The sequence below is a fragment of the Paracholeplasma vituli genome (assembly GCF_025446935.1).
In the GTDB taxonomy this organism is placed as follows: domain Bacteria; phylum Bacillota_I; class Bacilli_A; order Acholeplasmatales; family UBA5453; genus Paracholeplasma; species Paracholeplasma vituli.
Genome location: NZ_JAOEGN010000006.1, coordinates 44,508 through 66,190 on the forward strand (window position 1 = coordinate 44,508; position 21,683 = coordinate 66,190).

Annotated in this window: 24 protein-coding genes; 21 read left to right on the forward strand and 3 right to left on the reverse strand. The window is 37.2% G+C overall.

Annotation, left to right across the window (positions count from 1 at the left end):
- Positions 1-53: 53 nt before the first annotated feature.
- The gene (locus tag N7603_RS04150; RefSeq protein WP_262096093.1) at positions 54-779 is read left to right on the forward strand and encodes a glycoside hydrolase family 16 protein; all 726 of its coding nucleotides are present in this window, start codon (positions 54-56) and stop codon (positions 777-779) included.
- 5 nt (positions 780-784) lie between these two features.
- On the opposite strand, the gene N7603_RS04155 is transcribed toward N7603_RS04150, so the two are convergent.
- A complete protein-coding gene (locus N7603_RS04155) occupies positions 785-2,020 on the reverse strand; it encodes a replication-associated recombination protein A (RefSeq protein ID WP_262096094.1) in 1,236 nt (411 codons plus the stop codon).
- 100 nt (positions 2,021-2,120) lie between these two features.
- Here N7603_RS04155 and N7603_RS04160 point away from each other — a divergent pair, with 100 nt between their 5' ends.
- The 14 genes from N7603_RS04160 (at position 2,121) to N7603_RS04225 (ending at position 14,839) form a co-directional block, all read left to right on the forward strand.
- Complete coding sequence (locus N7603_RS04160; RefSeq protein ID WP_262096095.1) at positions 2,121-2,897, forward strand: beta/alpha barrel domain-containing protein; 777 nt, start codon at positions 2,121-2,123, stop codon at positions 2,895-2,897.
- A gap of 55 nt (positions 2,898-2,952) precedes the next feature.
- A complete protein-coding gene (locus N7603_RS04165) occupies positions 2,953-3,465 on the forward strand; it encodes an adenine phosphoribosyltransferase (RefSeq protein WP_262096096.1) in 513 nt (170 codons plus the stop codon).
- An 8-nt stretch (positions 3,466-3,473) separates the two neighbouring features.
- A complete protein-coding gene (locus N7603_RS04170; protein ID WP_262096097.1) occupies positions 3,474-5,657 on the forward strand; it encodes a RelA/SpoT family protein in 2,184 nt (727 codons plus the stop codon).
- A complete protein-coding gene (gene dtd, locus N7603_RS04175) occupies positions 5,657-6,097 on the forward strand; it encodes a D-aminoacyl-tRNA deacylase (protein WP_262096098.1) in 441 nt (146 codons plus the stop codon). Before N7603_RS04170 ends, dtd begins: the two co-directional genes overlap by 1 nt.
- A gap of 6 nt (positions 6,098-6,103) precedes the next feature.
- Positions 6,104-7,186 (forward strand): AI-2E family transporter, encoded by a 1,083-nt coding sequence (locus N7603_RS04180; protein WP_262096099.1) that lies wholly within the window; start codon positions 6,104-6,106, stop codon positions 7,184-7,186.
- 246 nt (positions 7,187-7,432) lie between these two features.
- Positions 7,433-7,990 (forward strand): GNAT family N-acetyltransferase, encoded by a 558-nt coding sequence (locus tag N7603_RS04185; RefSeq protein ID WP_262096100.1) that lies wholly within the window; start codon positions 7,433-7,435, stop codon positions 7,988-7,990.
- Positions 7,987-9,252: a histidine--tRNA ligase gene (gene hisS / locus N7603_RS04190; protein ID WP_262096101.1), complete on the forward strand. Its 1,266-nt coding sequence runs from the start codon at positions 7,987-7,989 to the stop codon at positions 9,250-9,252. The genes N7603_RS04185 and hisS overlap by 4 nt, the downstream gene beginning before the upstream one ends.
- Before the next feature lies 1 nt (position 9,253).
- Complete coding sequence (gene aspS / locus N7603_RS04195) at positions 9,254-10,978, forward strand: aspartate--tRNA ligase (protein ID WP_262096102.1); 1,725 nt, start codon at positions 9,254-9,256, stop codon at positions 10,976-10,978.
- A gap of 186 nt (positions 10,979-11,164) precedes the next feature.
- Entirely contained in the window at positions 11,165-11,662 is a 498-nt protein-coding gene (gene msrA, locus N7603_RS04200) for a peptide-methionine (S)-S-oxide reductase MsrA (RefSeq protein ID WP_262096103.1), read from the forward strand.
- A complete protein-coding gene (locus N7603_RS04205; RefSeq protein ID WP_262096104.1) occupies positions 11,659-12,129 on the forward strand; it encodes a deoxycytidylate deaminase in 471 nt (156 codons plus the stop codon). Before msrA ends, N7603_RS04205 begins: the two co-directional genes overlap by 4 nt.
- The gene (locus N7603_RS04210) at positions 12,126-13,121 is read left to right on the forward strand and encodes a S16 family serine protease (RefSeq protein ID WP_262096105.1); all 996 of its coding nucleotides are present in this window, start codon (positions 12,126-12,128) and stop codon (positions 13,119-13,121) included. The genes N7603_RS04205 and N7603_RS04210 overlap by 4 nt, the downstream gene beginning before the upstream one ends.
- A complete protein-coding gene (locus N7603_RS04215) occupies positions 13,084-13,479 on the forward strand; it encodes a hypothetical protein (RefSeq protein WP_262096106.1) in 396 nt (131 codons plus the stop codon). The genes N7603_RS04210 and N7603_RS04215 overlap by 38 nt, the downstream gene beginning before the upstream one ends.
- Complete coding sequence (lspA, locus tag N7603_RS04220) at positions 13,476-13,931, forward strand: signal peptidase II (protein WP_262096107.1); 456 nt, start codon at positions 13,476-13,478, stop codon at positions 13,929-13,931. The genes N7603_RS04215 and lspA overlap by 4 nt, the downstream gene beginning before the upstream one ends.
- A complete protein-coding gene (locus tag N7603_RS04225) occupies positions 13,928-14,839 on the forward strand; it encodes an RluA family pseudouridine synthase (protein ID WP_262096108.1) in 912 nt (303 codons plus the stop codon). Before lspA ends, N7603_RS04225 begins: the two co-directional genes overlap by 4 nt.
- Positions 14,840-14,865: 26 nt before the next feature.
- On the opposite strand, the gene rnhC is transcribed toward N7603_RS04225, so the two are convergent.
- Positions 14,866-15,738, reverse strand: coding sequence for a ribonuclease HIII (gene rnhC, locus N7603_RS04230; protein ID WP_262096109.1), 873 nt, complete (start codon positions 15,736-15,738; stop codon positions 14,866-14,868).
- Positions 15,739-15,801: 63 nt separating this feature from the next.
- Here rnhC and N7603_RS04235 point away from each other — a divergent pair, with 63 nt between their 5' ends.
- On the forward strand, positions 15,802-18,117 hold the full coding sequence (locus N7603_RS04235; protein ID WP_262096110.1) for an endonuclease MutS2: 2,316 nt from the start codon (positions 15,802-15,804) through the stop codon (positions 18,115-18,117).
- A 75-nt stretch (positions 18,118-18,192) separates the two neighbouring features.
- Positions 18,193-18,510: a thioredoxin gene (trxA, locus tag N7603_RS04240; RefSeq protein WP_262096111.1), complete on the forward strand. Its 318-nt coding sequence runs from the start codon at positions 18,193-18,195 to the stop codon at positions 18,508-18,510.
- A gap of 40 nt (positions 18,511-18,550) precedes the next feature.
- Here the strand turns inward: trxA and N7603_RS04245 are convergent, their stop codons facing one another.
- Complete coding sequence (locus N7603_RS04245; RefSeq protein WP_262096113.1) at positions 18,551-18,997, reverse strand: GNAT family N-acetyltransferase; 447 nt, start codon at positions 18,995-18,997, stop codon at positions 18,551-18,553.
- Positions 18,998-19,083: 86 nt separating this feature from the next.
- On the opposite strand from N7603_RS04245, the gene truB reads away from it, so the two are divergent.
- From truB to rpsO, 4 genes are all read left to right on the forward strand, one after another.
- Complete coding sequence (gene truB / locus N7603_RS04250) at positions 19,084-19,944, forward strand: tRNA pseudouridine(55) synthase TruB (RefSeq protein WP_262096114.1); 861 nt, start codon at positions 19,084-19,086, stop codon at positions 19,942-19,944.
- 2 nt (positions 19,945-19,946) lie between these two features.
- Positions 19,947-20,858 carry a bifunctional riboflavin kinase/FAD synthetase gene (locus N7603_RS04255; RefSeq protein ID WP_262096115.1) on the forward strand — a complete coding sequence of 304 codons (912 nt, stop codon included), beginning with the start codon at positions 19,947-19,949 and terminating at the stop codon, positions 20,856-20,858.
- An 86-nt stretch (positions 20,859-20,944) separates the two neighbouring features.
- Positions 20,945-21,268 carry a cyclic-di-AMP receptor gene (locus N7603_RS04260; protein ID WP_262096116.1) on the forward strand — a complete coding sequence of 108 codons (324 nt, stop codon included), beginning with the start codon at positions 20,945-20,947 and terminating at the stop codon, positions 21,266-21,268.
- A 99-nt stretch (positions 21,269-21,367) separates the two neighbouring features.
- Positions 21,368-21,637 (forward strand): 30S ribosomal protein S15, encoded by a 270-nt coding sequence (gene rpsO / locus N7603_RS04265; RefSeq protein WP_262096117.1) that lies wholly within the window; start codon positions 21,368-21,370, stop codon positions 21,635-21,637.
- Positions 21,638-21,683 lie beyond the last annotated feature (46 nt).

Consider the following 21,683-nt stretch of genomic DNA (forward strand, 5'->3'; position numbering starts at 1 on the left):
CATCTATGACGTTATTATGCAATAAAAAGACATATTATTAGGGGGAAATGCATATGGCAAAATTTAAATTGGCTTTTGAAGAGAACTTTGATTACAATGGGAAACCAAATCCTGAGATTTGGACATTCCAAGTTGGACCTAAATGGGCTAACAATGAAAAACAATGTTATGTTGACAAACTCGAAAACTGTTATGTCTCTGATGGTGCGCTACACATTATCGCAACCAAGAGTGATGATCCAAATTGCCCATACGAATCTGCACGTATCATGTCTAAGGATAAGAAACATTTTCAATACGGTCGCTTTGTCGTTAGAGCCAAAATGCCTAAGGGACGCGGTGCTTGGCCTGCAATCTGGTTTATGGGCACTGTGAAAGGTCAAGGTTGGCCAGCTTGTGGAGAAATCGACTTAATGGAATTTGCTGGTAACAGACGTACTCAAGTCACTTCAGCTTACCATACAAAAACGTATAACCATTCGATTAATACCCATAAAGAAGGCGTTTTAATAGCGAATAATTTAGATACCGAATTTCATGATTACATCTTAGAGTGGACTAAAGACCATATCTCCTTCCAAGTCGATTACGAAGAAATCTTACGTGCAGACAAAAAGCCTAATGATACTTTTGCAGAATGGCCTTTTGATCAACCTTATTACATGATTATCAACCTCGCAGTAGGCGGTTGGTATGGCGGTAAAATTGTGGATGAGGACTTCCCGTTTCATTTTGAAGTTGCTTCGATTCGTCATTTTGAAATCATTGAAGAAAAATAAAAGCCTTAGCGGCTTTTCTTTTTTTTAGTGATCCATTCCAAGCGCTCTTTTAACGCCTTTTCATAAGTGGATTCCTCTTTAGGATGGTAATAAGTGATGTTTTTTATTGGTTCCGGTAAATAGGATTGATCAACGATTGCGTAAGGGTAATCGTGCGGATACTTATACAAAGAAGCATCCCCTTTAATCTCACGATTGATAATGTGTTTCGGAATAGAACCGGTTTTTCCTGTTTCAAAATCGGCAATCGCTTGGTCAAGTGCGGTGTAAGCCGTATTTGATTTAGGCGATAGTGCACAATCGATAACGGCAACCGATAGCGGGATGCGTGCTTCAGGTAAGCCCAGTTTTATCGCTGCATCACAGGCTGCCATGACTTTAGGTCCAATCGCTGGGTTTGCTAAACCAATATCTTCATAAGCAATAACCATTAATCTTCGAGTGAGTGACACTAAGTCCTGCATGACAATGAGTCGTGCTAAATAATGTAGTGCCGCATCGACATCGGACCCTCGAATAGATTTTTGAAAAGCACTTAAGACTTCATAGTAGTTATCAGCTTGCCCATCTAATTGTAATACAGGCTTTCCTATGGCAAGTTTCGCAATCTTAGGTGTGATAACTTCATACTGTGTGAGAAGTAGTGTTGCTTCTAACATATTTAAAGCCGTTCGAATTTCACCACCAGCGGATTGAGCAATATAGGCTAATGTGTCTTTTGTGAGTGTTAAATCCGTATCGACTTCGGATGAATTTAACGCATTTTCAAGTACTTTAATAATATCTTGTTCTGTAATATCGTTGAGTTGATAAATATGACAGCGGGAACGAATGGCTGGATTGACCGTAATGTATGGATTATTGGTAGTCAAACCAATGATAGTCACTTTACCTTCCTCCACATACGGGAGCAAATAGTCTTGGATATCGGTTTTCATTCGATGAATTTCATCAATAATCAGTAAAATATCGTGATAGGCAGTTTGGTCAATCAATTCTTTTAAGCGCTGTTTTGAATCGGTTGCTGCGGAAAATGCAAAAGCAGCCATTTCGGATTTTTGAGCAACTAAAGACGCGATAGTAGTCTTACCAGTCCCAGGATTTCCATACAAAATGAATGAAATGAGCTTATGTTGTTCGAGCATATGGGTAATAATCCCGTCGCTACCAATGAGATGGTCTTGTCCAACAACATCTTCAAAGCGAACAGGTCTTAATCGGTGTGCGAGTGGTTTCAACACGAATCAACTCCTTAATCATTTATGATTATAACACATAACGCTTGCATATCTGTCCTATACAAGGCTAAAATAGAAGCAACTATAGAAAGGTCGTGACCACATGTTAAGATACTTTGAAACCATAATTGAGTCATTACGTGGTGAACACAACCCGTTGATCGACAAAACGCAGGGCGTTTTTTATTTATTTTGCAAAGAAGAAGGCATCGTATCTGGGTTAGATGAGATTCAGACCTTATTAAGCCTTTATGACATTGAAATCGAATTTAGAAAGCACAAACAAAATGGTCAATCTGTCAAAAGAGGCGAATTACTTTGTTCAATCTCTGGTGAAAAAGATACTGTTTATCGCATCTTAAACACGTTAACTCATATCATCGGTAAAATGATGGGGATTGCTAGTTTAGTCAGACTCTATCAAACTAAACTTCAAAACGCTGTTGTGATGGATTTAAACGATACAATTACAAATGACCACGATTTGATTGCGAAAGCCATGAAAGATGGTGGTGCTGTCCGATTGGATTTATTTAAAATCGATGAAACCCTAATAGACCTCACCGGAAACCGTGTAGAAGCCATTGAAAAAGTGAAGACAGTACAATCCAAACCTGTATTGATAGAAATCTCTGATATCCAGCATTTTTACGAAGTAGAAAATTCAAATGTAGACTTTATTTGTCTGAAATACTTTAATGATGAAGCCATTCGTCGTGTCATCTTAGATAACCGAGGTAAGAAGCGATTAGTCATTGGTGGTTTAGTTCTCCCACAACGCTTAGACATCCTTGGAAGTTACCAATTTGATTATCTATACACAACACTCTTTATGAGTGCATCCAGAGTATACGATATCGGTGTAAAAGTCGGTATTTAGTCTAGTAAAAATACCCATTTTATAGTAAAATATTCATGTTATACGGAGGTATTGTATGAATTTAAAAGATTATATTGCATCAATTGAGAATTTTCCCAAAGAAGGCATTTTATTTAGAGATATTACACCACTTATGTTGAACGGTGAAGCTTATAAATACGCATGTGATGAGATGGTTCGTTTTGCTAAAGAAGTAAACGCAACATTAATCATTGGCCCAGAAGCTCGTGGATTCATTTTTGGATGTCCTGTTGCTTATGCATTAAACCTTGGATTTGCTCCAGTTCGTAAACCAGGTAAACTCCCTCGTGAAACCGTGACAGTAAAATACGATCTAGAATACGGTTCTAACGAACTTTCTTTACACGCTGATGCAGTGAAGAAAGGTGACCGTGTCCTCATTGTCGATGATTTACTTGCAACCGGTGGTACCGTTGAGGCAACAGTTCAACTTGTAGAAAAACTCGGTGGCGAAGTCGTTGGCGCGGCATTTTTCATTGAACTTGAAGCTTTAAAAGGCAGAGAAAAATTATCTAAATACCCGATTTTTGCATCCTTGAAATACTAGGTGATATTTTGGAAACATTGATGACATTTGAAAAATTAATCGAAAATGTCAAGACATATATCCGACGCGAAACAGACTTGGCACGACTTGAGGCGGCATATCAATTGTCGTCTTTTAAGCATGCTGGACAGGTTCGCAAAAGTGGAGCACCATATATCACTCACCCACTCGCTGTAGCTTATATTCTAAGCGAGTTATCGGCGGGTCCAAATACTCTGATTGCAGCCTTATTACATGATACTTTAGAAGATACCAATACGACCTACGATGATTTAAAAAATCAGTTTGGTGAAGAAGTCGCACAATTGGTCGACGGTGTGACTAAAATTGGTAAGATTTCTTATAACCAATCCATCTCACAAGCGGATAACCATCAAAAAATGCTATTGGCGATGGGCAAAGATATTCGTGTTGTGTTAATTAAGATTGCTGACCGTTTGCATAATATGCGTACGATTCATTATCAATCCAGTGAGAAACAACTCAAAATTGCCAATGAAACCTTAGAAATATATGCACCGCTCGCACACCGTCTGGGGTTATTCAAAATCAAAGCGGAATTAGAAGATTCATCTTTGCGCATCGTGAATGGACCATTCTATCACCGCATTAAAAATATGATCGAAAACCAAGCGATAGTTAAGAATGTATCCATTGAGCATATGATGAGCAAAATTAAAGAGTATTTGGGTGACCACCATGTTGAACATTACCAAATCTCTGGTCGTACAAAAAATATCTACTCCATTTACAAGAAAATGACAAAACAAAACAAGGATTTCGAAGATATCTATGATATACTCGCGATTCGTGTTATTGTTGATCGTATTGAAGACTGTTACCAAGTTTTAGGTATCATTCATGCCCATTTTATCCCAATTCCAAAACGCTTTAAAGACTATATCGCTGTACCTAAACCAAACATGTATCAGTCGCTTCATACTACGATCCTTTCTGACGATGGATCGATTTTTGAAGTCCAAATTCGTACTTATGAAATGGATAAGGTTGCGGAATACGGGATTGCTGCCCATTGGGCCTATAAAGAATCTAAAGAGTATTCTAAAGAAAAAGAACAATTTGAAATTGCTCAAAAATTGAAATGGTATGCGGATTTACTCAAAATGAGTGAAGATGCAGATGACAAAAATGAAGGTGCTGATGAGTTTGTTGAAACCGTTAAAAATGACATCCTAGAAGCAAACGTTTATGTCTTTACACCCAAAGGTCAAGTCGTTGAGCTTACTAAAGGATCTACACCAATTGACTTCGCATACCGAATCCACTCAGATGTCGGTAACAAGATGGTGGGTGCATCCGTCAATAACCGTATTGTTCCACTCGATTATGAACTTCAAACTGGTGATATTGTCGCTATTAGAACTTCAAAAAACGTAACCGGTCCTTCTGAAGACTGGCTCAAAATGGCCAAGTCCTCCCATGCAAGACATAAGATTAAAGGTTTCTTAAACAAGTTAAACAAAGATAATCTCTTGCAAATGGGTAAAGACATGATTGAGCGTGAAGCTGCGCCACTCAAACTGGATCTCAATCAAATTAACGATGAGTTTGTCTCCAAACATTTCTCCAAAAACATGACCGAAACCGTTGAAGACCTCTATGTTGAAGTTGGTAAAGGTATCATCAGTCCAAAGACAGTTATTGCGAAACTAAGTGGTAAAGAGCTCGATAAAGACACTTTATTACAACGTCAACTCGATAAAGCTAAACGCATTCTAACCACTAATCATGAATCTGGTTTGATTGTTGAAGGACTATCTACACCTCAAATCAAGATTGCGAACTGCTGTTTACCAGTGCCTGGTGATTCCATCGTCGGTTATGTTACTAAAGGTAGCGGTATCGCTGTTCACCATGAAAATTGTCCTAACGTTAAAAATCTTACCGAAATGCGGTTTGTGGATGTATATTGGGCCACCAATATAACACGCAAATACCCTACGCGTATTCAAATTATCGGACAAAACCGTGAGAATATCTTATCTGAAATCATTTCTACGATTAATGCAACCTCATTGACCATCGCTGAAATCAATGCCATTAGTAATGCTAAACTTGAAAGTATCATCACTTTAAAGGTTTTAGCTAGTAATAAAGCAGAAATCGAGAATGTCATGGTCAATCTTATGAAGATTTCAAACATTTATCACATTGAAAGAAGATTTAAATAATGAAAGTAGTCATTCAAAGAGTAACACAAGCATCGGTTAAGGTTGGCGATTACCACCGGTCTATTGGGATAGGATACTTAATCCTACTCGGTATTCATGTTTCAGACACCGAAGCGGATTATGCATATATTCTAAAAAAAATACTCGCTTTAAGAGTATTCGAAGACGAGAATGCTAAAATGAATTTGAGTTTATCTCAAGTTAATGGTAGTATTTTATTAATTTCCCAGTTTACGTTGCTCGGTTCAGTGAAAGGGAATAATCGCCCATCATTCACTGAGAGTGCGAAACCAGATCTGGCGAAAAGTTATTATGAACGTTTAGCCATCGATTTAAGAAAATCGGTACCAATTGTAGAAACAGGTCGCTTTAGAGAAGACATGAAAATTGAACTCATCAATCAAGGTCCTGTTACCATCATTATCGATTCAAAGGAGTGATTTCGAGTGAAAAGTAAAATCAATTGGCGTTATGTAAATGTGCTGGTATTACTCCTGATCATTTACATGCTTTACATTCTATCACCACTTTGGGGTAGTCTATTTGAAAAGGCCATCATGGCATTGTTGCCAATCATCATCGCGTTTGCAATTGCATTCATTTTTAATCCGATTGTGACTACACTAGAGAAAAAAATGAAAATTCCACGAGTCGTTGGGATATTGTCACTTTATGCTTTAATTATTGGTATAGTTTTGGTTATTGTGTTCGTTTTTGTAAAACCCTATATCGATGATTTAGGTAATGTTACGGTTGGAATAACCAATTTACTCAGTCAAATTGGGGATTTACTCAATATCGATACAACATCAGTCGAACTCTCCTTATCCACCATTGTTGAAGATATCTACAATAACATTTTTTCATTCTTTACCGCTACTGGGGATGCTGCTAATTTAGTCGTTTCTACTATATTTAGTGGAGCTGTCATCGTCATTGTTGGGATTATCTTCCTCATCAACTTTGAAAACATTAAGAACCGTACGAAAGAGTATTTATTGCTTCGTGAAACAAACAAAATGTATTTATATGTTTCGCAGTTATATCATGATTTAACGAACTATTTAGTGGCTGAAATCATTATTGCTTTAATTCAATTCATCGAATATGCAGGCTTATTCCTATTGATTGGCATTTTTATTCCAGAATATAGAACCTATGCATTGGTTTTAGGTGTGTGTGTCTCCGTATTCTCACTTGTGCCGTATTTTGGTGGGTATCTATCCTCATTCTTCATGATACTAATCGCGCTATCTTTACCAGAAGTCGTGTACGCCTCCATTCCAATTGGATTATTTATTCTTATCTTCCCTAACTTAGATGCGTATTTAATCAATCCAATGATTTATAAGAAGCAACTTAAACTGAACCCATTACTCTCGGTGTCTGCGATTTTACTTGCTCAAGCGTTCTTTGGCTTGGTTGGGGTATTTATCTCCATCCCAGCTATCTTATTTATCACCATCACATACAACTTCTATAAAGAACCGATTCACGCGAAACTTAGACAATTTAAAGATTCTCTATAAGATTGACAAATCGGTGTTGTTATTGTATCATTTACTTGTAATTTAATCGTCTGATGATTGAAAAGAATGGGCTGGTTATCTCTTATAGCGAGGATGAATGGTGAAAGCATCTAGAAACACCCCCCAGGGACACTTCAGGAAGACGTTCAATTTGAGGGCTATGGGCATCCATAGAACTAAGGTGGTACCGCGCATGTTTAGCGTCCTTAGAAATAAGGCGCTTTTTTATTTTTTAAGGTGAAATCTATGATATTTAGCCAAAAAATGCCAACAATTGAATTGGATAAAGTGATTCTAAGAACACTCTTAAAAAAGGATGCTAATGATTTTTTTGAGTTAGGTAAAGATCCTATTACTACCGAATTTTTGACATGGGGCCCCTTCAAGACTCTAAAAGAAGCTATCACCATGATCAAATTCACTTACTTCCGAAGAACATCGAGAAATGAACCCATCGGTTATGCGATTGTCGATAAAGCGACAGCTAAAATGATTGGAACCATTGAGTTTCATACCTTCAATCGTAAAATGAATACCTGTGAAATTGGCTATGTTCTTAGCAGAGACTATTGGAATCAAGGGATTATGACCGATTGTTTAAAAGCCGTTACGAAAGTTGCTTTTAACCACTTAAAGATGGATCGTGTCGTTATTAAACATATTATTGAGAATACGGCTAGCCAACGCGTCATCCTAAAAGCAGGGTATCAATTTGTTGAACTTAGCAAAAAAAGCTTTTTTCATCCCAAAACACAACGTTTTCATGACGTTAATATATACGAACTATGGAGGAATCAAAAATGATCAGCAAAGCAAAAGGCACTTACGATGTATTACCCAACGAATCTCATAAGTGGCATACTTTAGAGGAAAAAGCACGTCAAATCTGTGTTTTATTTGGATATCAAGAAGTAAGAACGCCCATATTTGAATACAAGGAAGTATTCCATCGCCAAAACGAACAATCCGATATGGTGACAAAAGAAACCTATAACTTCATGGATAAAGGAGATCGCGAACTCACTTTAAGACCAGAAGGTACTGCGGGTGTTATCCGTAGTTTTGTTGAAAACAAACTCTACGTTGAAACACCACTGAATAAACTATATTACATTGGACCTAATTTTCGTTATGAACGCCCTCAAAAAGGACGTTTTAGACAATTCTCGCAATTTGGTGTCGAAGCAATCGGTTCGAATGACCCAGCACTGGATGCAGAAGTCATCGGTTTAGCCTATTCATTCATCCAAAAATTAGGTTTAAAAGGAGTTCGTGTAAGAATCAATACCTTAGGTGATAATGAGTCAAGAGCTGCGTTTAAAGCAGCACTTAAGAATCATTTTGAACCTCATGTAGATACTTTATGTGAAGATTGTAAGCAACGTATTGATAAAAATCCACTCCGCATTTTAGATTGTAAAATCGATGGTCAACACCCAGCTGTCGTAAAAGCACCAACGACTCAAGACTATTTAAATGATTTTTCTAAGCGCTATTTCCAAAGTGTGCTTACTTATCTAGATGTCGCAAACATCGACTATGAGATTGCACCTAAATTGGTACGTGGTTTAGACTACTACACCCACACTGTATTTGAAATCGAAGCCGATATTGAAGGATTTGGTGCTCAAAACGTATTAGGTGGTGGGGGTAGATACCAATCATTAGTTAAGGAACTCGGTGGACCAGATTTACCAGGTATTGGATTTGCATTCGGTATGGAACGTTTAATCATCGCCATGGAATCGGAAAATATCGCTTTCGAACAAGACCCAAGGACAGACATTTTCTTTATCGCAACCGATGCGAATGCCCGCACACAGGCACTTAAATTGCTATTTGAGTCAAGAAATCAAAATATGGTTGCCGATATGGATTTTGTTTCGACATCCTTTAAAGCCCAGCTAAAATCGGGTTTAAAAAAGAATGCAAAATACTTAGGAATCATTGGTGAAACTGAACTTCAAAATAAGACCATTTCTCTAAAGAATACTGAAACACAACAACAGGAAGAAGTTCCTCTAAAGATAGCGATTAGATCGCTCAAAGACTGGTTAGGTAAATAATATGGCATACACGCATCATAACAACGAATTAAATCTATCAAACTTAGGACAAACTGTCCATCTCAAAGGCTGGGTTGCACGAAAACGTAATCTTGGTGGTTTAATCTTCATCGATTTAAGAGACCGTTTTGGGATTACACAATTACTCGTTCAACCTGGACAAGAAGTCTATGAACTTGCAAGTACTCTAAAAAGTGAGTACGTCATCGACGTAAAAGGGACTGTCATCGAACGTGAATCTAAAAATCCAAATATGGCTACAGGTGATATCGAAGTCAACATTACATATTTAAAGATTCTTAATACCGCTGAAACCCCACCAATTGGGATTTCAAATGAAGATACTGCTTTAGAAGATACACGCTTAAAATACCGCTATCTAGACTTAAGACGTCCAGTTATGCAAAACTATTTAATTAAGCGTGCTCAAATCACACAAGCTGTCCGTGAAGCGTTATTGGCAGAAGATTTTAATGAATTTGAAACCCCTATTTTAGGTAAATCAACACCTGAAGGCGCACGCGATTTCTTAGTACCTTCTAGATTATATGCTGGCGAATTTTATGCACTACCACAATCCCCACAAATCTATAAACAATTATATATGGTAGCTGGGTTTGAAAAATATTTCCAAATTGCACGTTGCTTTAGAGACGAAGACCTTCGTGCAGACCGTCAATTAGAATTCACACAAGTGGATATCGAAACTTCATTCTTAAGCGAAGAAGAAATTCAATCGATGGTTGAACGTGTCTTAGCTCATACATTTAAAAAAGTGCTAAACCATGAAATTCAATTACCAATTGAACGCATGTCCTTCGATAAAGCGATGTCTTTATACGGATCTGATAAACCAGACATTCGTTTCGGTTTATTGTTAAAGGACTTGAATCCTTTACTAGATTCATTTGAAATTCCATTTTTAGCAAATAAAACCGTAAGAGGTTTTGTCGTACCAAATGGAGCCCATTTATCTAGAAAAGAACTGGATGCATTCACATTAACTGTGAAGAAAAATCATGGGGACGCACTTGCTTTCCTTAAAGTAATGAACCATGAATTATCGGGGTCTTTACTAAAGAACATCACAGACCCACATGCATTTATCCATACAGCTGGTTTAAATGATAATGACTTATTATTGGTTATTGCAGGTAAGGATTATGAATCAGCCTCCAAAGCAGCAGGGGCACTACGTAAAGAACTTGGTGACTACCTCAATTTAGCTTCTGATGACGATTACCGTTTTGTTTGGATTGTAGACTGGCCACTCTTTGATGTCAATGATGACGGCTCATTAACTGCTGCCCATCATCCATTTACATCGCCTAAAGAAGCCGATAAACCGTTATTAACAACCAATCCAAAAGCCTGCCGTGCACAAGCGTATGATATTGTTTTAAACGGTTATGAACTCGGTGGTGGGTCCGTGAGAATTCACGAATCACACATCCAACAACAAATGTTTGAAGCGATTGGATTATCAAATGAAACGATTGAAGAACGCTTTGGATTCTTAGTAGGCGCACTCAAGTATGGTACACCTCCACATGGTGGATTGGCATTAGGTCTTGACCGTTTAGTTATGCTTATGACACACACCAAGAACATCAAAGATGTTATCGCATTCCCAAAAACACAAAGTGCGAGAGACCTCATGATGCAAGCACCCTCTACAGTTGCAGATGCTCAGCTTGAAGAACTCAATTTAATCATCAAAAAGTAGTAACTTATGGAATAAATTATCCCAGTTCAGTTTAATCATTGAATTGGGATTTTATTTTAATAATCGCTTATAACGCATTTTAGTGAAATTCCCACAATTAGAATAGTTTATAAATATTAGTCGGTTCTCTAGTCAAAAATGTGTTTTTAAGGTATGATATTATTAAAGCAATTTGGAGGTTAATCTATGAAAAAAATCATTTTAGCAGGTGGATGCTTTTGGGGTGTCCAAGCCTATTTTAGAGATTTAAAAGGGGTCTATCATACTGAAGTTGGTTATGCGAACGGGAACAAACCAAACCCGACTTATCAAGAAGTTTGTAATGGAGTGGCTACGCACGCTGAAGTCACATTAGTCAAATATGATGAAACCATCGTTTCCCTTTCAACCATTTTGGAACATTTCTTTAGAATCATCAACCCGTATACACTTAACCGTCAAGGTAACGATATTGGCTTACAATATCGCTCAGGTGTTTATTATGAATCTGAAAACGACGCACTGGTGTCGCGTGAATTCATTCAAAAACGCCAAGCGTTATCTGAACGCAAGTTCGCTGTTGTTGTTGAACCTTTAAAAAATTATTATAAAGCAGAAGAATACCATCAAGATTACTTAATCAAGAATCCAAATGGGTACTGTCATGTCAACTTAGACTTATTGAAAGCAGATGAACGTAAATGAAACGCTCTGACTACATTTCATGGGACCAATACTTTATGGGGGTTGCTTCACTATCAGCACTCAGATCTAAAGATCCAAACACCCAAGTAGGCGCTTGTATCATCAATACCGATAAACGCATCATCGGGATTGGTTATAATGGATTACCACAACAGTTGTCTGACGATGAATTTCCTTGGACAAAAGATGGTGACTTACAGGACACCAAATACCCTTATGTCGTTCACGCAGAAGCCAATGCAATTTTAAACGCAACTCAATCGATTAAAAATGGGGTTTGCTATGTCACGCTTTTTCCGTGTCATGAATGTACAAAATTACTGATTCAAAGTGGGATTAAAGAACTCGTCTATCAAGAAAATAAATACGAAAATACACCGTCTAATGTCGCAGCGATGCGCATGTTAAATGCTGCAGGTGTTAAAATCCGTCAGTTTCATTTGGGACAAATTGAGATTAAACCATGAAGTGGTTATGGAAGCATAAGGTCACTTCAATCGTACTCATCCTAGTCTATGTGTCGATCCTATTTTCGGTGACCTATCGTTTAAACGATAAAACCCTTACTCTTAAAGGTGACTTAACACCTGTAAAAACCCAGGTGAATCTTGAACAAGACCCGCATTTCTATACGATTTATGTGGTCAGTATGGATAAACCCACATTATTTCAATACTGGATAGCGAAACTTATTAAACAAATCGATATCTCCACATTACCAAAAGCCTATGAAGGTATGAGCGTGATGGACCAATTCAAAATGGGTCAAATCGCAGAAGAATTGAGTTATCAATACGCAACCATTCAAGCCTACACAAGGGCGAATCTAGTGAATCCAAACATCCAAATTGACTATGTTCTTAAAGGTTATATTGCGAGTTTCGTGGAGTCCTATCAAGATGACATTCGTTTGGGTGATATTTTAATCGAAGTCGATACGATGACTATTGATAGTGTATCTAAAGAAACGCTCTTTGGTCAATTTTCGAATAATGATCAAGTCGAAGTTGTTGTTTTAAGAGGGCAGGAACGTCTGACAATAACGCTGAATAAAAACACAACCATGGATCGCTACGGTATTCGTTTTGAACCTTACTACACACTGACCACTATACCTTTATTGAGTACGGCACACACTAGCGATTTTGTTGGTGGTCCCTCTGGTGGGATGATTCAAACTTTAGATTTATACATGAAATTACTCGATATTGATTTAAAAGAACTTAAAATCGCAGGGACAGGTACGATTGAATTGGATGGTACGATAGGCGCAATTGGTGGTATTGAACAAAAAATATACACCGCTAATGATCACAATATCGATATATTCCTATGTGGTGCCGAAAACTATGAAGCTGCACTGAAAGTCTATGAAACATTAAAATCCCCAACATTTGAACTGATAAAGGTAGGTGACATCGATGAAGCCATTCAAAGTGTACTTTCACGATTGTCTTAATACCCAAAAGCAGTATAAAGCCTATCATAAAAATCTTTCATTCAAGGAAGCCTTATTGTATGCATTGTATACAACCGTTTTCAGCTTAGCAATCATCCTTTTGCCTAGTCTTATCGTTATTAATTTGATGATGTTTGTCACCTATATGAAGGTTTGGATTGTCTATGGGGCTTTAATCGGTGCGCTATTTATCTATTTACGTCACAAACTACAAACAGAATGGATAAAAGACTATTCAAAAGACTTAGAATTTGATAAAATAAAGCAGCTGTTCGAACTCAAAACAAAACTCTACATATTAATATGGTTTGGATTCGTTTATCTCTTGTATTTTATTTTTGGAGGATACATCGTATGATTATCGGTTTTATCATCATTGGACTAATCGTCTTGGTCGACCAATTTACTAAATGGCTTACTGTGACTTATGTAGGCGATCAAACTATCGTCATTATTAAAAATTTTTTCAATTTGGTTGAACACCACAACGATGGGGCTGGATGGAGCATTTTTGCCGGACAATGGTTATTTCTCATCTTAGTTACCTTGGTTTCACTAGGTTTCTTCATCTATTTATTCAAATCCATCAGTTTTAAAACCAAATGGGTTTACAGCCTCGCTGTCTCCTTCATGATTGGTGGTACATTGGGTAACTTTATCGACAGAATTCGTCTGCGTTATGTTATTGATTTTCTACAATTTACCTTTGGTAGTTACACATTTCCAACCTTCAATGTCGCGGATTCCGCACTCACTGTCGGTGTTATTCTATTCGCAATTGATATTTTCTTCTTGGAGCCAAAAAGATGAACAAATGGGTATTTAACGTAGAAGCAGCACACGTAGGCTTAAGAGCCGACGTATTTGTAGCACAATTATTAACCGAAACTACTCGCAGTCAAATTAAAAAATGGTTTGATGCGAAACAAGTATTGATTGAAGGTGAACCTATCAAACCGAGCTATGCTGTTCGCTTTGACGATGAACTCACCGTATTTTCTACTGATGAAGTCATTCGAATTGACCCTGTCAATCTAAACTTAGAAATCGTCTATGAAGACGATGATGTCGCTGTAGTATACAAGCCTCAAGGGATGGTCGTTCATCCGGCAGTGAGTTTCAAAGAAGTCACCTTAGTGAACGGTCTGAAGCATCAAATTAAAACCCTATCAGACATCAATGGTACACTAAGACCAGGTATTGTTCATAGAATTGATAAAGATACTTCGGGATTATTGCTTGTTGCGAAAACCAATTTTGCTCATGAATCCTTAGTGATTCAACTTCAAGATAAAACCGTTAGACGTGTTTATGAAGCGATTTGTCTGAACCCAATTGTAGAAGATTCTGGAACCATTACGACCCCAGTGGGAAGAGATGAAGTGAATCGTCTAAAAATGGCTGTTACCGAAAATGGTAAACTCGCAGTTACCCATTTTAGAGTACTAAAACGCTATAAGAGACACAGTTTTATTGAATGTGTACTAGAAACGGGTAGAACACACCAAATTCGTGTGCATATGCAATACATTGGACATCCAATCTTAGGTGACCCACTTTATGGACATAAACCCATTTATGGTACAACTGGTCAGTTCTTACACGCGAAAACACTTGGATTTATTCATCCAAGAACAGGAGAGTACTTGGAATTCACCCATGAAGCACCTGAAGTTTTCAAAGAAACCCTTGATAAATTAGAACATGATCAACTCTAAAAAAAAGGCCTCCACGTTTGTGGAGGTCAATTTATTTTTAAGGGTGTTTCAATGTGATTTTTCGCTAAATTCTTGAAGTTTAACTTCGTAATTGGAGGTAACGCTTGGTAACCTCTAGATTTATAAATATCGACTAATTGCTTATCCACTTCGCTACCAGCACCCTTTAACAAAGTGATGCCCATATACTTAGAAAATTGTTGCATTTTCGCTAAGAAGGCATAACGTGCAATGATGGAAGCTGCAGCTACACTGATGTGTACGCTTTCAGCTTTTGTATAGAATTGAATATCACGATAAATGAGTTTTTCTGTTTTCAAGTAATTGAAATAAATCGGTGGTTCACAAAATTGGTCCAGTATCACAGGTACTTTATCCGATAGTTTCTCAGATGTCTTGATAATAGCGTGGTTATGTAAATAGGCTTTTATTTTGTTCATATTATAACCTTTACGAACCATCTCATTATATTTCTCTGGATTAAGTATTAAAATCGAGTGGATGAGACGATTGGCCAAAATCGGTCCAATCTTAGAAATCATTGCGTCGGTCATGGCTTTCGAATCTTTAACACCTAAAGATTCTAAAAAAGCAATGTCTTCTTTAGAAACATAAGCACTACAGACCACGATGGGGCCAAAAAGATCCCCGGTTCCAACTTCATCCGAACCAATCGCAGCGTAGGTTTCTATCCCTAGAATGCTTTTGATATGGTTAAGTTCTTGCTCGTAGTCGCCTTGAAGGACGACTTTACCAGTTTTATAAGCGTGAATGGTTAATCCATTTTTCACAGCCGAAAAGGCTACATACTGATTCGAGGCCTCACGTTCGAACGTTTTATATGCATGGATTAAAGTATTTAATTGTTCGGGTGATATACTCAAACTGTAATTTGCCATATAATTTCTCCTGACTATATATGATTATACCATAAAATTTGATAGAATGTAATAGGTGATACTATGAGTTACGCTATGAAAGCGCTCGAGTTTGATGTCGTATTGGCGCGAATATCCAAATACGCGATGTGTGATACAACTCGACAAAATATCCTTAACCTAGTCCCTTTTACGGACCTAGAAACGGTTAATAATGAAATACTTAAAACAAAACAAACCCTAGATTTGATTGCTCGAATGGGGGCTTTTCCTTTTATCGAAGACTATGATGTTCATGAGTTATTTAACGCCATCCAAATAGGACAAGTTCTTTCCGTACACGATGTTCTCAGTATGAGGTTGTTTATGGTCATGACACGAGATATTATTCAGTCATTTCGTGAAATTATCCGTAACAAAATGCCTTTTGATAAACTCCAATTTGTATATGAACAATTATTCCCTACAGATCATTTAGTATCTTTGATTGACTCTAAAATCGATCCAGATGGCGTAGTATTAGACACGGCTTCAGAAGCGTTAAGTCAAATTCGTAAGCAAATGCGACGTCTAGAACAACAAAGACGAGAAATCCTCAATAGCCTTTTACAAAAACGTGCTTCTCAATTAAACGATCAAATGATTGTCATGCGAAATAATCGTTATTGTTTACCAGTTAAAGCGGATTTTAAACACAGTTTTAAGGGAATCATCCATGATGAATCCTCATCTGGTACAACAGCTTTCATTGAACCGATTGAAACCATTGAAAAAACTGTAGAACTTGAACGCTTAAGTTTTGCTGAACAACAAGAAATCCTTAAAATATTAGAAGAAATCTCAGCATCCTTGAAGCATGATGTTGAAGAACTAAAAGGGAACTTAGAAGCGTTATTAATTCTCGATTTATTACAAGCTAAAGCCAAATACGCTTTAGATATGGATGGGTATCCTGTGCACATGAACAATCAGGGGCATATCGAACTCGTCGATGCAAGACACCCGTTAATTGATCCTAAAGTAGTCGTCCCGATTTCACTAGAACTGAACAAAATCAAACGCACCATCCTGATATCTGGACCAAACACCGGTGGTAAAACGGTTGCGTTAAAAACAACTGGATTGCTAACTCTAATGGCTCAATCAGGTCTATTAGTCCCGATGAAATCCACAGGTCACCTATCGATGTTTAAAGGGGTTTATGCTGATATTGGGGATGAACAATCGATATTGCAATCCTTATCGACGTTCTCATCTCATATGAAACGCATTAAGCAAATTGTCGATGTGGCCAGTGACGATATCCTTATTCTATTTGACGAACTCGGAAGTGGTACAGACCCACAAGAGGGTAGTGCTCTCGCAATGGGCATTTTAGATTATTTAGAACCCTATAATCTAAGAATGATTGTCACAACTCACTATTCAGAACTTAAAGTTTATGCCTATACACATCCACACATCGCGAACGCCAGCGTCGCATTTGATAACGACACCTTAAAACCTTTATACCGCATTAATTATGGTATCAGTGGTGCATCCAATGCCCTTTATATCGCGAAGAAACTCGGTTTAAACGACACTGTCATTGATTTAGCGAAAGGTTATTCTAAGCTCAAGGAAAATGACTTAACGAAGTCAATCAAAGCGTTTGAAGAGGAATCCCTAAACGTTAAGAAGAAAGAACAAGCCTTGACTGAAGAACTCGATCGCATTCAAGCATTAAAGGCGGATTATGCGAAAAAAATCGAAATTCTTGAAGCAGAAAAGGATGCTATTCTAGCGAAGACCAAAGCCCAAGCTGATAAGCAAATGAAGGCGAATCTTGAGAAAGCTCAAGAACTCATTGAAATCCTATCGATGAAGGATTTAAAAGACCATGAGATTGCCCAAATTAAATATGAGTTTAAACAGTTGGATTTCGATGATATTCCAAAAGAAATCATTCGCGACCTAAAAGTAGGCGACCATGTATTCATCAAGTCTTACGATCAAAACGGTGTTATCACTCAAAAAGTGAAAAACCAGTTCAAAGTAAAATTTGGGGTGTTTGAACTCTTGTTTGATCCAAAAGACCTCAAACCTACGGAAGAACCTAAAATAAGACCACGCGTCATTAGATCTAAACCTGTTGAGTCAAAATTACCTTCAAATGATGTCAAAATGGAACTTGATTTACGTGGTTATCGCTTTGAGGACGTTAAAGAAGAATTGGAAAAATTCTTAGATACAGCTGTGTTGAATCACATGCGTACAGTACGAATTATTCATGGTTTTGGTACTGGAGCAGTCCGTAAAGCCGTTTATGATGTAATTAAAAATTCACCTTATGTATCTGGTTATCGCTATGGTGGTGAAGGTGAAGGCCTTCAAGGTGTGACCATTATTACTTTAAAATAAGATTGCTTTAGGCTTGAATTAAGCGTTTACATACTTTATAATGAACTTAAGTAAAGATTAAATGGAGGGTATTTTATGCTTATTACGTATGATGGCAGTGATTTTGAAAAAGTAGTGGGACGTCAAGGCCTTGTCTTAGTAGATTTTTTCGCAACCTGGTGTGGCCCATGCAAAATGTTGATGCCACAACTTGAGTCGTTATCTGAAGAACAACCTCAAATTCCATTTGTAAAAGTGGATATTGACCAATACAGACCTTTAGCAAAAGAAACTTACGGTATTACCAGTGTCCCAACTTTGATTTTATTTAAAGACGGTGTCGAAGTCTCTAGACAAAGTGGTTTCGCTCCTAAAGATGCTGTTTGGAAATGGATTCAAGCAAATAACAAATAAAAAACACGGTCTTCACCGTGTAGTTTAAAGCGTTCGTAATTTACGAGCGCTTTTTTAATTCTAAAGCGTAATGATCGATGCCATCGACTAAGTATATGTCACTAGTTACGACAAACCCAAAACTTTCATAAAATGCTTTTAAGTAACTTTGACCTTCGATTCGAATGATTGATTCAGTTTTAAATAAGTGTTCAATCGCACGATTGATCAATTGTCTAGAATAGCCTTTACCACGTGCTTTAGGATAGGTAACCACACGGCCTAAAGAAGATGCATCTTCAAATTTATATCCAAAGGGAATTGTTCTCACATAAGAGACAATTTCGTTGTTTTCAACGACAAAAAAGTGTGTGGAATGGTAATCCAAATCGTCTAAATCCAAATACACGGCATTTTGTTCAACGACAAATACATCACTACGTAATTTAAGGATTTGATAGAGTTCTGTTGTGGAAAGATCATTAAATGTTTTTTGCATGATAATCATAAAAAAATACCTCTAGATTATTATACTCGAAATCATGTTTTTCGAGTAATCTTTTCATTTTATTGTATAATAGAAATGGTGATATTATGGAAGGCATCTTCTTAATCGATAAACCCGCAGGTATGACATCCTTTGATGTTATTAGAAAACTTCGCGGAAAACTCAATACAAAAGAAATCGGACATGCGGGAACACTCGACCCTATGGCCACAGGTTTGTTGGTGGTCCTCGTTGGAAAAGCGACCAAACTATCCGATTTATTAACCTCGGAAACTAAATCTTATCAAGGTACCATAACTTTTGGTACTGCTACAGATACCTACGACCGTTTGGGTAAAATCACGGAAACTATGACTGATTTTACCTTGAATGAACTCGATATTGATACGACCATTAAATCGTTTTTAGTGAAGGATTCTCAAGTTCCACCAATTTACTCAGCGATTAAAATTCAAGGTAAAAAATTGTATCAATATGCTCGACAAGAACAATCAATTGAAATCGAAGAACGTCCTATGGAAATCCTTAGTTTCGTTCGGACAACTGCCTTAATCCAAAACAGTTTTTCCTTTGAGATTGAGGTCTCAAAAGGTACCTATATTCGATCCATTGCACATGATTTTGGGATAGTTTTAGGCATTCCTAGTCATTTAAGTGCACTCAGAAGAACACAATCTGGGCGATATTCTATATCCACTGCTTACCGTTTAACGGAAATCGATGAATTTACATTACCAAATTTCAGCTTAGAAGATTACGCAAAATCCCTTCCAAAATTGGTGATTGAGGACTACTTAATTCCACTCATTCGCAATGGTGTCCGTCTCGATGAACGACAAACGACTATGGAAGGGCCATTTACGGCTTATAATAAACAAGAACAACCCATCGCGATCTTCAAGAAAGATGGTAAGAATTATAAACCCTTAATCCAGTTAGGAGAATGAAGATGGACTTACAAATTAATGATTTTCACGCATTCAAAAATGACCGACCATTAACCATGACAATTGGTAATTTTGATGGATTACACTTGGGGCATCAAGGCCTAATTCAAAAAACTCATTTTCCAGATACTGAAAGTGCGGTATTGACTTTTTCACCTCATCCAATGAAAGTTCTACGCGGTATGAAAGACCATGTTATTTTGATGTCTTTAGAAAAGAAGATCAGACTCATTGAATCCATGGGAATTGAACATTTATTCATCGCGAATTTTGACCTACAAATGGCTTCAACAACTAAAGAAGCCTTTATTGCTCAATTAAAAGCACTCAATGTTAAACGTTTAGTCCTAGGTGTAGATTTCCGTTTTGCTTCACATGCTTCAGGCCATGTAGAAGACTTAAAACAACATTTCGAAGTGATCATATTAGATAATATAACCCATCAAGATACTCGTATTTCTACAACCTATATAAAAGATCTTCTATATAGTGGTGAGCTCGCTCGAGCAGAACTCTTACTAGGTAGACCTTATAGTATCGAAGGGGTCGTTATTCATGGAGATAAAGTCGGACGTACCTTAGGGATGCCTACAGCAAATCTAGATTTAGAAACCTATGTGCTTCCACCAAATGGTGTTTATTATGTGGATGTTCTTTATGAAGGTAACCTCTATCCTGGGGCACTCAATATCGGGTATAACCCAACGATCAATTATAGTGTAAAAAAGCGTGTCGAAGTCTATATCCTAGATTTTAATGAAACAATTTATGGAAAGAAGCTCGAAATCTTCTTTAGACTTTATCTTAGACCAGAACAACAATTCAAATCCAAAGAAGCCTTAATTGCACAACTCCAAAAGGATGTTCTTGATGTCAAGCGATTATCCTCGGGTGGTTGTGAAATTGATGCTTAATCCGTTTACATATTTTAGTATTTTTCATCCTAACAATTGATATGCGAGTAACCGTGTGTTAAAATAAGGGTAAGGTGGTGTATACTATGAAATTAGTCTTAGCAATTATATCCAACGATGATGCAAACAAGGTATCCAAAGGTTTAGTTAAGGAAAATTATTTTGTAACAAAACTAGCAACAACCGGTGGATTTCTTTTAACAGGCAATACAACTTTCCTCATTGGTACTAACGATGAAAAAGTACCAAGAATTCTAGAAATCATCGAAGAACACAGCAAAACACGTGCAAAACTTGTTCCAAATTCCATTATTAGTGAATTCGGTATGTTCTCAAGTTTACCTGTTGAAGTCAAAGTCGGTGGCTCTACCGTATTTGTCATCAATGTAGAACAATTTATTAAGATTTAGTTCTTGCATTTCACTCAATTTATGTTAAAATGTTAATGGCGTTGACAAGGATTATGGGTGCCTCCTAGTCTTTAGTTAAACGAGAAAGGGATAAAAAACATGGCAATTACAAAAGAAAAGAAGCAAGCGCTTATCAAAGATTTCCAAATCAATGATAAAGACACAGGATCTGCACAAGTTCAAATCGCAGTCCTAACCGAAGAAATCAACCAATTGAATGCTCACTTAGCTATTCATACACACGATTTCCATTCGAAACGCGGCCTATTCCAAAAGATTGGTCAACGTAAGAGATTATTAGCTTACCTAAAGAAAGCTGATTTAGTCGCTTACACTGCTTTGATTGAAAAACTCAATCTACGTGGCTAAAAGATTGCGAAAGCAATCTTTTTTTTACTAGTAAACAAGCCCTATT